The following is a 14,486-nucleotide window of genomic DNA, read 5'->3' as shown; positions in this document are numbered from 1 at the left end:
AACGGCGGCGACCGCCGCGGGTGGGGCCGTGACCGAACTCGGCCGCCGGGCGGTCCACGCCTCCGGGACCGGCATCCCCCTGCTGTACGTCCTCGACCTGGTGACCTGGCGGGGGTTGCGGCTGTTCCTCGTCGCCTGCGTCGCCGTCGCGTTCCTGCTGGAGTTCCTCAGGCTGGTCGTCGGCCTCGACCACGCGGTGTACGACCGGCTCACCCGCGAGTACGAGGCCGAGAACGTCGCGGGGTACGCGCTGTACATGGTCGGGATGGCGGCGGCCGCGTTCGCGTTCGACCCGGTCGTCGCCGTCCCGGCGATGCTGATGCTCTCCATCGGCGACCCCGTCTCGGGCTACCTCGGCTCGAACGACCCCACCACGGCCAAGGAACTGGGCGTGCTCGGCGTCATGTTCCTCGTCTGCTTCGCGCTCGCGGTGCCGTTCGTGACGCCCGGCCGGCCGCCGCTCGTGGGCGTCGCCGTGGCCGCCGCGGGCGCGCTCGGCGCCACCGTCGCCGACGGCGTGAAGCCGGTCGTCCGCGGCTACGTGATCGACGACAACCTCACGATCCCGCCCGTGGCGGGCGTCGGGATGACCGTCGCGTTCGCGCTCGTCGGGGGGTGAGTCGGTACGGTCGGGTACCCGGGGTTCACCCGCGGGACGCGAGCCCCAGCCAGCAGAGGAACAGTCCCGGACCCCCGACGAGTGTCCCGCCGTACGCGGCGACGGCGCCCTCCCCGCGTCGGAGCGAGACGACCACCAGCCCCAGCGCGGCGAGGAGGAAGACCCCCCCGAACGCGAACAGCGTGGCGACGACCGCACGCGGCCGCCCGGCCCCCGCCGCGTCGGTCCGCTCCCGGATCGCCGCGAGCGCGGGGCGGACCTCCCCCACCCGGTCGGCCGGGACCGCGAACAGGAACGGGGCGTTCAACCCCCGCGTCCCGACGAACCGCAGCCGACAGAGCGCGACCGGACCGACCCGCCGACACGAGAACGAGTCGAGCCCGGAGAGGTCGTGCGTCCGCTCCCGCCCGTCGGTCGCGGCCGTCAGCGTCGCAGTCCCCGGATCCAGCCGACCCGCCGGGAAGAGCACGGACCCGCCGAACGCGAGCAGCGGAAAGCCGACGAGGTAGCCCGCCAGCAATGGCGGGTAGGCCAACCCCGCGAGCAGGAGCGCCACCCCCAGGGGCGTCGTCGCCGCGAGCCAGCGCGGGCGGAGCGAGCCGAGCCCCGGGACGCGGTCAGCGAGCCCGCTCAACCCCCCACGGTCGGCCGCGACGGCGACGTAGACGAGCGACGCCGGGCCGCCCACGAGCGCGATGACCACGACGAGGGCGAGCAGGCCGGCGTCGCCGGCGGCGGCGGTCCCGACCGCCAGGGCTGCGAGCAGGAGGAGACAGAGGAGCGCCGTTCCGAGGAGGACGCCCGCGACGAGGTGGCGAACTGCCGCGCGGGCCCGGGCGGCGCCGTCGGCGGACCACTCGACCGTGCGCGGGCGGTCGGCGCCCCTCGAACCGTTCGAGGCGTTCACGACGGTCAGCTCGGGTGGAAGCGCCGCATCGCCTCGCGGACGGCCTCCCTCTGCCCGATGAGCGTGACGCGATCGCCGGTCCGGAAGGTGAACTCCGCGGTCGGCACCTCGGCCTCGCCGTCCCGCGTGACCAGCGCGATGATGCTCCGCTCCGGGAGTTCGGGCCCCAGTTCGCGGACGGAGCGGCCGGTGATCGCCGGGGCGGTCACCTCGACCTCCTGGACGTCCCCGGAGCGGCCGATCTCCCCCATCCAGTCGGCGAGCGCCGGGCGCTCGATGTAGTTGTCCAGCGCCTGGGCGGTCGCGAAGGTCGACGCCACGGTCCGGACGCCGAGTTCCTCGAAGGCCGCGACGTTGTCGGGGTCGTTCACCCGCGCGAGGATCGTCTCCGGGTCGAACTTCGAGGCGGCCAGCTGGGAGACCAGCAGGTTCACGTCGTCGTCCCCCGTCGCGGCGACGACGGTCCGCGCGTTGGCGCCGCCGGCCGCCTCCAGCACCTCCGAGTCGGTTCCGTCGCCGATGTGGACCGTGTGGCCCTCGTTCCGGGCCGTCCGTACCTGTTCCTCGTCGGTCTCGATGACGACGACGTTCTCTCCCCGTTCTTCGAGGCGGGTCGCGAGGCTGCGCCCCACGGTCCCGCCCCCGATGATGAGTACACGCATTGGTATCACGTCCAGCGCCTCCGCGATCCGGCGGGCGAACCCGCCCTCCAGCACGACCGTCGCGAGGATGACCAGGAACACCGTGCCGACGAGCGCGTTCGCGGCCTCGGGCATGCCCCGCTCGGTGAGCTGTACGGCGAACAGCGTCGACACCGACGCCGGGATGATGCCCCGCGGCCCGGCGAACGACATGAACAGTCGCTCGTTCCGGGTGAACCGGTCCCCCGCGGTCGAGAGGAGGACCAGCGCCGGGCGGACTAGAAGCATCACCGCGAGCACGACGATCAGCCCGCCCCAGCCGAGCGCGAGGAGCTCCTCGAACTCCAGCAGCGCCGCGAGCGCGATGAACACGAACGAGAGGACGACGAGCGTCACGTCGCCCTTGAAGTCGGTGATGTCCTCCTCGTACGGGACGTCGGCGTTGCCGAGCAGCACGCCCGCCGTCGCCACGGCGGCGATGCCGGCCTCCGTGAAGAACGCGTCGGCCGCGCCGTAGGCGACCAGCGCGCCGGCGAGCACCAGCAGGCGGGCGTTGCGCGGGGCGTTGCTCGGGGAGAGGTCGACGTACCGGAGCGCGTAGAACACCGCGCCGGCGACGAGGGCGCCGACGAGGACGCCCGTGCCGAGCCGTTCGACGAACAGCGTGAGGAGCGCGCCGGGCGCGGTCGTCCCCGATAGGATGGCCTCGAAGATGACGACCGCGAGGATGGCCGCGGTCACGTCGTTGACGATGCCCTCGGTCTCGAGGACCGCCTCGACGCGGTCGCGGACCGGGACCACCTCCAGGATGGGCGTGATGACCGTCGGGCCGGTGGCGACGAGCAGCGCCCCGATGAGCGCCGCGACGGGCCAGGAGACGGCCGGCAGCGCGACCTGGACGACGACCGTCGTCGCGACGAAGGCGACGAGCGCGCCGAACGTGACCAGCCGAAGCGTGGCGCGCGGCGCCTGTCGGAGCGTCTCGAAGCGGAGGTGGAACGCCCCCTCGAAGACGATGATCGCGACCGAGAGCCCGACGATGGTCGGGAGCGCTTCGCCGAAGGAGTTCTCGGTGATGACGCCGAGTCCCTCCGGTCCGAGCGCGATGCCGGCCGCGAGGAGGAAGATGATGCTCGGCACCTGGAAGCGGTCCGATAGCACCTGGGCGACGACGCCGACGCCGATGATGGCCGCGACGAGCGCGATGAGCGTCCCCGCCACGCTTACACCTCCATTGGACTGCCCGTAGTCGGAGACGTCCGATAAGTCCACCGCCATCGTACCTGCCGCGCCCGGTCGGTCAGGCCGGTTTCTCGGCCGGTTCCTCGTACAGCAGGTCGACCTGGTCGGCGTAGCGGTCGAGGACGTTCCGTCGTTTCTTCTTCATCGTCGGCGTGAGCAGGTCGTTCTCCTCGGAGAACTCCTCGGGAACCAGCCGGAACCGCTTGATCCGCTCGTGCCGCTCGAACCCCTCGTTCACGCGGTCGACCTCCCGCTGGACGAGTTCGCGGACGCGCCCGTCCCGGCACAGTTCCCGACGGTCCTCCGGCGGGTCGACCCCTTCCCCCTCGGCCCACTCGCGGACGGCCGGGACGTTCGGGACGACGAGCGCGGAGACGAACTTCCGGCCGTCCCCGAGCACCATCGCCTGCTCGACGTACTCCGAGGCGGCGAAGGCGTCCTCCAACGCGCCCGGGGGGACGTACTTCCCGGTCGAGAGCTTCATCAGCTGCTTCGCGCGCTCGCGGAAGGCGACGTAGCCGTCCGGGCGGAGTTCGACCACGTCGCCGGTTCGGAACCACCTTTCGGACGACTGAAGTTCGTCCGTACCCCCCCTCGCTTCGCTCGCGGGGACGTCCCCGTCGAAGGCCGCCTCGGTCTTCTCCGGGAGGTTGCGGTAGCCCCGGAAGACGTTGGGGCCCCTCACGAGCAGCTCCCCGACCTCCCCCTCGGCGTCACCCGACGCGCCAGCGACCGTCGAGTCCACCTTCACGTCGACGCCGACGACCGGCGGGCCGATGGTGCCGACCTTCGGCTCCTCCGGCGGGTTCACCGCCACGACGGGGGCGGTCTCGGTGAGCCCGTACCCCTCGAGGATGGGGACGCCCATCGCGTGGTAGAGCTCGCACAGCTCCGCCGAGAGCGACCCGCCGCCGGAGATGAAGAACTCCACGTTGCCGCCGAGCGCCTCCTTCACCGAGGAGAAGACGAGCCGGTCCGCGAGCGCGTACCGGAGTTCCAGCCACGCCCCCGGGTCGTCGGCGCGGTGGTGCTCCCGGCCGACGTCGGTCGCCCACTCGAAGACGCGCTCCTTCGGGCCTGACTCGCTCGCCTCCTCGCGGATGGCCGCGTAGAGCTTCTCGTACACCCGGGGAACGCTCGTCGCCGTCGTCGGGCGAACCAGCCCGAAGTCGTCCCGGAGCGTGTCGGGCGACTCGGCGTACGCGACGGTCGCGCCGGCCGCGAACATGAGGAAGTGGCCGGCGAGCCGCTCGAAGACGTGCGCGAGCGGGAGGTACGACAGGGTGACCGAGTCCGCGTCGATGCCGGGCACCCCCGACCCCGCCCTGTCGGGGCGGGGGCCGAACCGCCGGTAGCACTGGTCGACGTTCGCCAGGAAGTTCCGGTGGGTGAGTTCGGCGCCCTTCGGGGTGCCCGTGGTGCCGGAGGTGTAGATGAGGCTCGCGAGGTCGTCGAGCTCGCGGTCCACCACCCAGCCGTCGCCGGGGTCCAGCTCCGCGCCCCTGTCGTGGACCTCCGCGAGCGTGTGGACGTCCTCGCGCTCGTGGGGGTCGCCGTCGAGCAGCACGAGGAACTCCAGGTCGAGGTCGTCCTCCACGGCGAGGACCCGCTCCAGCAGGTCCCGGTTCTCGACGACGACGCCGGATGCGCCCGGGTCCGAGAGCAGGTGACGGACCTGCCCCCTCGAAGAGGAGGTGTAGACGGTCGTGACGACGCCGCCGGCGCCCAGCAAGGCGAAGTCGGTCTGGGCCCACTCCATCCGCGTGTGGGCGAAGACGGCCACGCGGTCGCCGGGCGCCACGCCGAGGTCGCGAAAGCCGGCGGAGAGTCGCCGGACGAGGTCGTGCATCTCTGCGTACGTCAGGTCGGCGTACTCGCCCTCGGGCGCGGCGTCGACCACGCCGCCGCGGACGAGCGAGCGGTCGTACACGCCCCCCTTGTACCGCTGTGCGACCCGGTCGGCGTTCCGGCGGGCGCTCGCGTCGAAGGTCGCCGCGAGGGAGTCCCGCGTGAGGTCGGGGTCGAACTCCCGTTCCGCCTGCCTCCAAGCCATGGGAACCCCTGGCGAGGGCGGGACCTTAACGGTGCCTCCACTCGACGCCCGTTGTCGAGGGTTTCCTGGTGGTCGTGGGTCACTTGCCCCGTCGGTCACGACTTCCGTCGGGTCAGGAGGGAGACGGGGGCGAGTCGGCCGGGCACACCCGTGAGAAGTCGGCGGACGTTCACCCACCCGCGCTACCGATCAATCGGAGGCCTGCGGCGATACTGATCAGGCCGAGGACGATTCCGCCGATGCGAACCCCGAGCGAGGGAAAGCCGACGACCATCGCCGCCACCGGATCGGCCGTTCGCGGTCCGACGAACGATGCCGCGACGGCGAGGCCGACGACGGCTATCCCCCCGCCAGTGTATCGAACTGGCCGGCTCATGTGACGGTAGTCCAACGGCAGTACGCTCGAAAACCTTCCCCGTGCTCCCCGTGCGAACCGGTGGTCAGGGCGTCCGGAACACTCATCCCTGCTCCGTCTGCCGCTCGACGTAGTCCAGATACGCCAGCACGCCGCGGGCGTTCAGTCGCTCCTCCGCTCGGGCCTTCCGCTCGCCCCAGAGGTCGACGAACCGCTCGGGCGCGTGGGCGGCGAAGTGCTCGACGACCGCCTCGTCGTCGTCGAGTCCCTCGCGCTTCCGCCGAACCGCCTCGACCCACTCCAGGAGGGTGCGCTTGTACTCGGCGAGCATCCCGTCGTCGAACTCGCGGGGACCGAAGTGGCCGAAACAGAGGACGCGGGGGTCGAGCTCGCGGATCGCGTCGACGTCCCCGTGGCAGGCGTCGAGATCGAACGTCGAGGGCGGCGTCGTCTCCTTGATCTCGTCGTACGCGGGGACGTAGATGCCGGCCGCGTCGCCCGTGAAGACGACGTCGTCGCCGCGGTCGTGGAAGAACACCTGGTGGGGCGCATGGCCGGGTGCGTGGTGGACGTCGAGGTCGCGGTCGCCCAGGTCGAGCGTCTCGCCGCCCGAGAGCGGGTCGATCCGGTCCTCGGGGACGGGCTTCGGGTCGATGTAGAACTCCCACTGCTCGCCGACGGCGGCCTTCGTCCCCTCGATCAATCGGTCCGGGTCCACGAGGTGCGGGGCCCCGACCTCGTGGACCCGGACCGTCGCGTCGGGGTAACGCTCGGCGAGGAAGCCGACGCCGCCCGCGTGGTCGAGATGGACGTGCGTCGGGAGGATCAGGTCGGGGGTGACGCCCAGTTCCTCCAGCGCGTCGAAGAGGTACTCGCGGTTCGTGCCGATGCCCGTGTCGACGACGGCCGGCCGCTCGGCGTCGAGGACGTACACTGTCCCGTAGTTCGGGGTGTCGTACATCCCCGTGTCCAGGTAGTACAGGTCGGTACAGCCGGGGACCGCCTCGACGTCGCCGGGTTCCATACTCCGAACCGGGCGAGCGCGGTCCAAAAACGTTCCCCACGCGGGGGAGGAACACCACGAGGCGGCCGAACGGTTGGACGGAGGGCGGGTCCGGCGCGGGCGGAACCGTCGACGACGGACGGGTCGGGTCGATCGACCCGATCGGGTCGAGGATCGAATCGGAGGGACGGGTCGAATCGGGAGCCGTCGGGTCCGTCGGGTCGGTGACGGCGGGACTCAGGCGTTCACGTCCGGGCCGTCGTCGACGAAGCGGACGGTGAACCGTTCGTAGCCGCCGTACGCGGTTTCGAGCGACCCGAGCCACCAGTTCCATCGCTCGACGAGGTCGCTGTCCTCCGGTGCGTCCGCCATGTTTCCGACGACCGTCTCGACGGTCAGTTCGTCGCCCCGATCGGCCTCGACCTTGCCGGAGTCGGCGAGGTCGCGAGCCTGTCGGGCGACGACCTTGCGCTGCGGCTCCTCGCCGCCGAACTCCCGCTCCAGGGCCGTCATCAGTTCTCGGCTGTCCACGTCACCCCTTCGCACTCCACGCATTTTAGTTCGCCGGGAGTGTGTCAGCCGTTCGCACGACCAGCGTCCGACGGTGCGGTCGGCCCGGCGCCGCCGCTCGCGGCGGTGAGCGGCTGAGGGGAGTAAGCCCCCTTCTGTTCGTCCCGACATTCGGCTACGCGTCCGCGCCTCGCCGCGCGAGGCGGCGGCCGGACTACCATCGGGGGCGCGTGTGCGCCCCGTCGGCGCGGACTTGCACCGGCGAGGATTCGCCGTTCCATCCGTTCCCGGCCGTCGCGAGACGCGGAGTCTCGGGGCCCTCGGTCGGTTAACTCCCTCCCCTCGCGGGTCGGTTCGCGGACCTCATCGGTCGGGCCGGGGGGTGTCGTTTCTGTTCCAGCGCCAGCCGTCTCCGGCTCCGGACTTGCGTCCGGTCGCCCGTCCGGGCGGTGGGGGGACTTTCCTCATGCCCCGACGGGTCCCGGCGGCGACGCCGCGACTGCGGGGGCACGGGGATCGGGCTCCCTCTGCCGTCGTGACGTACGCCGCTCCGCGGTTTAAGCGGTTCGCCGCCGGACGCCATCGGCCCGAGTAGGACGCCCTTAGGAGGTAACTAGGACCGTGCTTACCGGCCGTTTGGGCGCGCATACCGGTCCCTCACTTGAAGGGAAGGGTTCAAGTCGGAGTGTGCCCTTATGATGTCCATGTCCGAGGCGCAGACCGTTCGACTCACCTACGAGGACGGTGATCGCGCGGTCGAACTCGCTCGGGAAGCGGTCGAATCGTACGTTCTCCACGGGCAGCGCGAACACCCGGGAAGCATGCGCGACGCCTTCTACGCCCGCACCGGCGCCTTCGTCCGCCTCCAGTCGACCCGCGGCCGCCGCCGGATGCGCGGCTGTGCCGGGTCGTATCGGGGGAAGGAACAGCTCGGTCACGCCATCGTCGACGCGGCCATCAAGGCGGCCTCGTCCGACACGGGCGGCTCCGAGGTCGAACCGAAGGAGCTGGACTCGATCCTCGTCTCCGCCTGCGTCGTCTCCAACGTCACGCTCACCAACGACCCCGTCGCCGACCTGGAACTCGGTCGCCACGGCGTCGCCATCGACCACGGCGAGAAGCACGGCTGGCTCTACCCGACGATCCCGGTCGAGAACGGCTGGAGCAAGGAGCAGTTCCTCTCACGGGTCTGCCGGAAGGCGAAACTGGCGCCGACCGCGTGGCAGGAGGAGGAGACCATGGTGACGCTCATCGACGGGCAGGTGTTCCGCGAGCGCGACGACGGCGGCAGCGTCGAACAGCTGTAAACGAACCTCCTTTACCGGGGGCGTCCTCGCTCGCGCGCCGGAGGCGCGCTCGCTCGTCGACCCCCGGTAAAACCCGTTCATGCCAAAACGCCGCTCGCTCGGTCGGCGGGGCTTCGCCCCGCCTCCCTCCCTCGCGGTGGATGAACCGGCGATACCGCAGCGGTTGGTCGGTGATCGAGGGTATCCGGCAGGGAGCCACAGCGTTTCCAGGGGTGACCGTTCGACGCCCCCACCCGATTTCGCTCGGCGAGGCCGACCAGAGGGCCGGCGAGTACGCGGGACCCGCGGGGATTTAAGCCGGAGACGGGCCATACGTGGAGTGATGATCGACACCATCGTCATCGCCACCGACGGCTCCGAGAGCGTCGGGCGGGCGGTGGACGTCGCGCTCGACCTGGCGGGGAAGTTCGACGCGGCGGTCCACGCGCTCTACGTCGTCGACGCCGGCGAGGTCGACTCCTCGCCGGACGCCGTGCGCGAGGACATGCGCCACGCGCTCCAGGAGCGCGGCGGCGAGGCCATCGTCGGCGTCCAGAAGCGGACCGACCGCGACGTGACCGCCGTGGTCCGGGAGGGCCGGCCCGCCAACGAGATCGCCGAGTACGCCCGCGAGATCGGCGCCGACCTGGTCGCGACGGGCACCCGGGGACGCCACGGCGAGAACCGCTTTCTCATCGGCAGCGTCGCCGAGCGCGTCGTCCGAACCTGCCCGACGCCGGTGCTGACGGTCCGGCAACTCGAGGACGAGGGGTTCGAGGGCGTCGAGGCCGCCTGAGGACACTCGTACACCGACGCCGGCGCCTCGGGCGCTAACGCCGGTGTTTTCACCCCAGGCCGTCCACGGACGGTATGGAAGACGAACTCATCGACACCGACTCCCTCTCGCTGGAGCGCAAATCGAAGCTCCCGGGGAAGGGCTTCTTCTACCCCGACTCGCTGGACGAGGAGCGTCGGGAGGAGCGCGCCGTGGAGGCGCTGGAGGGCGCCGAGGCCGTGATCGTCACCGACTCCGACGCGGACGGCCTCGGCTGCGTCGCGCTGATCCGGGAGGTGTACGACGCGGCGCTCGACGTCGTCCCGTTCGAGGAGGACCTGCGCGAGCGACTCGCCGACGAGGACGACACCGACGACGGAGAAGCGGACGAGGAGCGCGAGGAGTCCCCCGTCGCGCTGCTCCCCTCCGGCCCGCACTCCTTCGAGGAGGACCTCGGCTACGTCGCCGAGTACCTCGAAGCCGGGACGGACGTGTTCGTCTGTGACATCTCCACTGACGCCTTCGAGTACGTCGAGGACGACCTCCGTACGATCGTCGAGCGTGCGGGGTCGTTCCGGTGGTTCGACCACCACCAGTGGGACGAGGGGGTCGAAGCGGCGGTCCGCGACCTGGGCATCGACCTCGTCGTCGGCGACAGCGAGGAGGAGTGCTCGACCGACGTCACGCTCCGGTCGCTCGAGTACGACTTTCCGGAGCGGTTCACGGAACTCGCGCGGGTCACCCGGGACCACGACCTCTGGCTGAAGGAGGACGAGCGCAGCGACGACGTCGCGGACTACGCCTACTGGACCGACGCCGAGGAGTACGTGGCGGTCGTCGGCGCCTACGGCGTCGACCTCCCCGAACCGGTCGTGGAGTACATCACCGAGCGGCGGGTCGAGAAGGAACTGCTGATCGAGAAGGCCGTCGAGCGCGCCGAGGCCCACGAGGTCGGCGACTGGCGGGTCGGCGTCACCTACGGCCGCTGCTCGCAGAACGAGGTCGCCGAGGCGCTCCGGGGGCAGGGGATGGACGCCGCCGTGATCGTCAAGCCGGCCGGCAGCGCGTCGATCCGCGGCTCCGAGGGTTTCCGTCGGGCCCACGAGGTCGCCGGGCAGGTGAACGGCGGCGGCCACCCGCAGGCGGCAGGGTGCAAGCCGGACGTGTACGACGACATGCTGGACTACGCCCACCACTGGACCACCGAGGGCGCGGCGACGAAGCGAGTCATCCTCGCGGCGTTCGAGCGCGTCGCCGAGGACGCGGCGGCGGACCGCGAGGGCGGAACGGACGGCGACGGTACGGACGGCGACGAACCGGCCGAGTGAGGCGTCAGGCCCCGTCGCCGACGATCCACTTCTCCGAGAACGCGTGCCCCTCGGAACACTGGGCGTACGCGTGCATCACGTCGCCCTCGGCGTAGAGGCCGCCGACGTCCGGGTTCTCCGCCTCCGCGAACGCGAAGATGAGTTCGACCTCGTGTCCCTCGTCGCAGCTCCCCCCGGTCAGCCCGTGGTCGATCTCCCCCTCGCCGTCCATCGCCTCGCGGGCGAACTCCATCGGGTCCATGCCGGTGCCCGAGGCGAACGCGGCCCGCCCGTCGTCGCCGGGGACGACGAGGACGACCCCGCCCTCCACGGCCTCGCCCATGTTTGCGATCCTCCCCTGCGAGTCGAGGAACTCGTGGGTGAGGAAGATGGCCACGTCGTCCAGGCGCTCGCCGGCGAGGAACTCGTCGAGTTTGCTCATACGTCGTGTGGCGCTCGGAACGGTAAAAGGGCTGTTCGTCGGGGTTCGGGTCCGGCTCCGACCGAGTTCGAGCGGGTGAGGCTCCGCTGACGTACCGGTGTGGGTCGTCAGTCTGCCGACCGCCGACGGCGCGCGGCGGCCGCGCTTTCATGCGCGGCCGACGACGCGCGAGGGACGAGCACCGGAGCCGAGGGAGCAGAGTGACCGAGGCGAGGAGCGCAGGAGGCTGGGGAGGGTGAGGTATGGTGCGGTGGGTGGGTCTGAAAGGGGCCGCGGCTGTCGACGATTGCGCGCTAGCGATGTGCTCGGAGACGTCGGGACCGAGAGCCACGAACGACACCGGGAGAGGGTCCGAACGGCGTGGAGGTTTCACTCCCGCCGAGAAATGTGATCTACTCGTCGCCCAGCAGCGAGTCGGCGATGTCCTGCAGGCCCTCGTCCGGCCGGCCCGTCACCTCGTACACGGTCCGTTCGCCGGGCACCCGGAGGCCGTAGAGGTATCCCGGGTCGACCCCGTCGAAGTCGACCGCGTCCCCGGCCTCGCGGCCGTGCTCGCGGCACCACTCCACCAGCCGGTTCTCCCCCTCTCCGGGGTTCCGCAGCAGCCGTCGGTTGTCGTACGCACCCCGGATCAGGAGACCGTCGGCGTCGCCCTCGACCCGGGCGTGTCGCGACTCGCCGTCGAGCACGAGCCGTATCTCGTCGCCGGACGCGAGTTTCGTCCCGTCCGGAACCCGGAGACACGGGAGGCGCGTGCCGCCCGAGCGCGCGAGGTGCGCGCGGAAGGTCGTGACGGCCGCGGCGTCGCTGGCGACTCTGTCGGACATGGGGGAAAGCGGGTTACTCCTCGTCGTCCTCGGCTTCGTCGTCGCCCTCCTCGGCTGACTCGGCCTCCTCCTCTTCGCTCTCGTCGGCTTCGGTTTCGTCGGCGTCCGTCCCCTCCCCGTCGTCGGCGTCAGCCTCCTCGGCTTCCTCCTCGTCCTCAGCGTCCGCTTCCTCGTCCGTCTCGTCTCCCTCGACGTCGGCCTCCTCGGATTCCTCGTCCTCGGCGTCGGCCTCGTCCTCCGCTTCCTCCTCGACCGCCTCGGACTCCTCCGTCTCCGCTTCGGCCTCCTCGACGCCGCCCTCGAAGGTGCCGCCGACGAGCTGGGCGTTGATCTGGACCGTCTCCTCGGAGACCTCGCGGCCGCGGACGGTGACGCGCTTGCGCTCGCCGTCGCGGCCGGGCTTGTAGCCGACGCCGCCGTCGAGGAGCAGTTCCTTCAGGTCGGAGCCCGGGACGTCCTCGCGCATCGGCCGGCCGGCCGTGTCCGAGCCGCCGGTGAGTTCGAGCGCCATGCCGTCCGCGTCGACGACCGACGCGTCGACCTCCTCGCCGAGGTCGAGTCCGAGGAACCGGTTCGCGTCCTGTCCGTCAACGTCGAACTGCCGGGTGTCGCCGGAGGAGTCGCCGACGACGAGTTTGAATTCGGCCATTACGGGAACGGACTCGGCCGTCGGAGAAAAGAGCGTCGAAAGCGAGGCCCGGGGCCGAACGACGCGGGATCGCGCCACGGGGCGGCGAGGACGTGCGGGTCGGGCCGCCGCGGGGCCGTGTCGAACCCCGTCCGACTCGGGGCGGTCGAACCGACCCGTGGCCGGACCGGATCCGACCGAATCGACTCGTTGCCCGGCTCAGTCCAGCCGGACTGCCCCGTCGGTCGGCCGGATCGACACCCGCACGTCCTCGCCGACCCGGAACTGCGGGTCGCCCGCGGCCGGCCGCGTGACGAGTTTCGCCCCGAACCCCTCGACCCGCGAGGCGAACAGCGAGAGCCCCGTGATCGGTTCGCCGTTCGCCAGCACCGTCACCTCCCCCCAGCCGACGTGTCGGCCCGCCGCGGTGCCGACGCGGGCGCCGAGCAGGCCGACCGGCGCCTCCCCGACGAACCCGAAGTCGGACCCGTGGACCGATCCGTCGACGAACCGCCCGCCCGCGCTGTAGTGGGGGAGCCCGCCGTCCAGGGGCGCGCCAGCGTCCGAGGCGAGCGCCGCGTAGCCGTCGCCGTGGTGAGCCGGCGAATCGAGCAGCGCGTAGCTGTCGCCCGTCTCGCTCACGGTCCCGGTCCCGTCCCACTCGACGGGACGGACCGGCACGTCCACATCGAGCGGGAGCGACCCCGACGCCCGGTAGGGGTTCCGACCGTACTCGCGGAACTCGAGGTGGACGTGGTCGTCGACCCAGCGGCCGAAGAAGCCCGAGCGGACCGTCTCCCCGAGCGGGTCCCCGACGGCGACGCGGTCGCCGGCCTCGACGGCCGGGTCGACGTGGAGGACTCGCGCGACGCGGGCGCCGACGTCGACGAGGATCAGGTGGTCCGAGTCGACCGCGTAGGGCCGGTCCGGACAGCCGACCGTCCGCGTGTCGAGCACCTCGCCGGCGACCGGCGAGAGTCCGACGTCACCCTCCGGATAGAGGTCGATCGCGCGCCCGCGGTCGTGGGCCGGATACGGGGAGTTGTACAGCGAGAAGCGGGGGTAGCGTTCCACAACGTCGGCCGGGAGCACGACCCGTTCGTCCCTCTCGTCCCCCTCGTCCCCGGTCATACACCGCCTGGGTGGCGGAAACGCTTAGGCGCCCCGACTCCGAGCCGTTGGCGTGTTCCGGGTGTACCGCGGGCGGTGCGCGACGCGCGAGCGCGACCGGGCCGCGTCGGCCGCGATGCTCGCCGAGACCGCCGGGAGCGGCGAGCCGTCGCTGCGCGTCTGGGCGCCCGGCCGACTGGTCGCGTTCGGTCGACGGGACGCCAGCGAGGACGGCTACGCGGACGCGAAGCGAGCGGCCGAGGAGCGGGGGTTCCTCCCGACCGGGCGCTCGGTCGGCGGCCGGGCGGTCGCGTACGCCGACTCGACGCTCGCGTTCGCCCGCGCCGTCCCGCTGGCGGACGTGCGCCGGGGGATGGACGACCGGTACGACGCGGCCGTCCGTACCGTCGTCGAGGCGCTCCGCGGCCTCGACGCCGACGTGGAACCCGGCGAACCGCCCCGCTCGTACTGCCCCGGCGACCACTCCGTCCGCGTCGCCGGCGGCGGGAAGGTCGCCGGACTCGCCCAGCGCGTCCGGCGGGGCGCCGCGCTCGTCTCCGGGTGCGTGACGGTGGCCGAGGAGGAGACCATCCGCGACGTGCTCGTCCCGGTGTACGGCGCCCTGGACGTCCCGTTCGACCCCGAGTCGGTCGGCTCGGTCGCCGCGGCGGGCGGCTCGTCGGACCCCGACGTCGTCCGCGACGCGCTCGAATCGGCCTTCGTCGCCGACCGCGAGGCGGTTCGACTCGACGTGGCCGACCTCCCGACCGACGACGGCTGA

General features: G+C 71.8%; 14 protein-coding genes, 1 other RNA gene and 1 pseudogene. 5 read left to right on the top strand and 11 right to left on the bottom strand.

Annotation, left to right across the window (positions count from 1 at the left end):
* Positions 1–28 precede the first annotated feature (28 nt).
* Positions 29–619 (top strand): diacylglycerol/polyprenol kinase family protein, encoded by a 591-nt coding sequence (locus HUG12_RS03140; RefSeq protein WP_179267379.1) that lies wholly within the window; start codon positions 29–31, stop codon positions 617–619.
* Positions 620–644: 25 nt separating this feature from the next.
* Here the strand turns inward: HUG12_RS03140 and HUG12_RS03135 are convergent, their stop codons facing one another.
* The 7 genes from HUG12_RS03135 to rnpB form a co-directional block, all read right to left on the bottom strand.
* Positions 645–1,526, bottom strand: coding sequence for a hypothetical protein (locus HUG12_RS03135; protein ID WP_179267378.1), 882 nt, complete (start codon positions 1,524–1,526; stop codon positions 645–647).
* A 5-nt stretch (positions 1,527–1,531) separates the two neighbouring features.
* A complete protein-coding gene (locus HUG12_RS03130) occupies positions 1,532–3,388 on the bottom strand; it encodes a cation:proton antiporter domain-containing protein (RefSeq protein ID WP_394354273.1) in 1,857 nt (618 codons plus the stop codon).
* Between the two features lie 79 nt (positions 3,389–3,467).
* Positions 3,468–5,462, bottom strand: a complete 1,995-nt coding sequence (locus tag HUG12_RS03125) for an AMP-dependent synthetase/ligase (protein WP_179267376.1) — start codon at positions 5,460–5,462, stop codon at positions 3,468–3,470.
* Between the two features lie 169 nt (positions 5,463–5,631).
* The gene (locus tag HUG12_RS03120) at positions 5,632–5,838 is read right to left on the bottom strand and encodes a hypothetical protein (RefSeq protein ID WP_179267375.1); all 207 of its coding nucleotides are present in this window, start codon (positions 5,836–5,838) and stop codon (positions 5,632–5,634) included.
* 82 nt (positions 5,839–5,920) lie between these two features.
* Positions 5,921–6,841 carry an MBL fold metallo-hydrolase gene (locus HUG12_RS03115; RefSeq protein WP_179267374.1) on the bottom strand — a complete coding sequence of 307 codons (921 nt, stop codon included), beginning with the start codon at positions 6,839–6,841 and terminating at the stop codon, positions 5,921–5,923.
* 216 nt (positions 6,842–7,057) lie between these two features.
* On the bottom strand, positions 7,058–7,333 hold the full coding sequence (locus HUG12_RS03110) for a hypothetical protein (protein ID WP_394354279.1): 276 nt from the start codon (positions 7,331–7,333) through the stop codon (positions 7,058–7,060).
* Positions 7,334–7,469: 136 nt separating this feature from the next.
* An RNA gene (gene rnpB, locus HUG12_RS03105) (RNase P RNA component) lies at positions 7,470–7,813 on the bottom strand.
* Between the two features lie 221 nt (positions 7,814–8,034).
* Between rnpB and HUG12_RS03100 the strand changes: the two genes are divergently transcribed.
* The 3 genes from HUG12_RS03100 (at position 8,035) to HUG12_RS03090 (ending at position 10,719) form a co-directional block, all read left to right on the top strand.
* Complete coding sequence (locus HUG12_RS03100) at positions 8,035–8,637, top strand: TIGR00296 family protein (protein WP_179267372.1); 603 nt, start codon at positions 8,035–8,037, stop codon at positions 8,635–8,637.
* 322 nt (positions 8,638–8,959) lie between these two features.
* Positions 8,960–9,412 carry a universal stress protein gene (locus tag HUG12_RS03095; RefSeq protein ID WP_179267371.1) on the top strand — a complete coding sequence of 151 codons (453 nt, stop codon included), beginning with the start codon at positions 8,960–8,962 and terminating at the stop codon, positions 9,410–9,412.
* Between the two features lie 74 nt (positions 9,413–9,486).
* Complete coding sequence (locus HUG12_RS03090) at positions 9,487–10,719, top strand: DHH family phosphoesterase (protein WP_179267370.1); 1,233 nt, start codon at positions 9,487–9,489, stop codon at positions 10,717–10,719.
* A gap of 4 nt (positions 10,720–10,723) precedes the next feature.
* On the opposite strand, the gene HUG12_RS03085 is transcribed toward HUG12_RS03090, so the two are convergent.
* The 4 genes and pseudogenes from HUG12_RS03085 to HUG12_RS03070 all read right to left on the bottom strand — a co-directional run bounded on the left by HUG12_RS03085 (position 10,724) and on the right by HUG12_RS03070 (position 13,726).
* Complete coding sequence (locus HUG12_RS03085; protein WP_179267369.1) at positions 10,724–11,140, bottom strand: DUF5807 family protein; 417 nt, start codon at positions 11,138–11,140, stop codon at positions 10,724–10,726.
* Positions 11,141–11,532: 392 nt separating this feature from the next.
* A complete protein-coding gene (locus HUG12_RS03080; protein ID WP_179267368.1) occupies positions 11,533–11,967 on the bottom strand; it encodes a DUF7112 family protein in 435 nt (144 codons plus the stop codon).
* Between the two features lie 247 nt (positions 11,968–12,214).
* Positions 12,215–12,616 (bottom strand): annotated as a pseudogene (locus tag HUG12_RS21615) (30S ribosomal protein S6e); the annotation flags it as partial.
* Between the two features lie 198 nt (positions 12,617–12,814).
* Entirely contained in the window at positions 12,815–13,726 is a 912-nt protein-coding gene (locus HUG12_RS03070; RefSeq protein WP_179267366.1) for a hypothetical protein, read from the bottom strand.
* A gap of 115 nt (positions 13,727–13,841) precedes the next feature.
* On the opposite strand from HUG12_RS03070, the gene HUG12_RS03065 reads away from it, so the two are divergent.
* Positions 13,842–14,486: a lipoate--protein ligase family protein gene (locus HUG12_RS03065; protein ID WP_179270550.1), complete on the top strand. Its 645-nt coding sequence runs from the start codon at positions 13,842–13,844 to the stop codon at positions 14,484–14,486.

The organism is Halorarum salinum (genome assembly GCF_013402875.1).
In the GTDB taxonomy this organism is placed as follows: domain Archaea; phylum Halobacteriota; class Halobacteria; order Halobacteriales; family Haloferacaceae; genus Halorarum; species Halorarum salinum.
The sequence above is the reverse complement of the archived record's forward strand: the minus strand, read 5'-3'. Positions and strand labels throughout refer to the sequence as shown.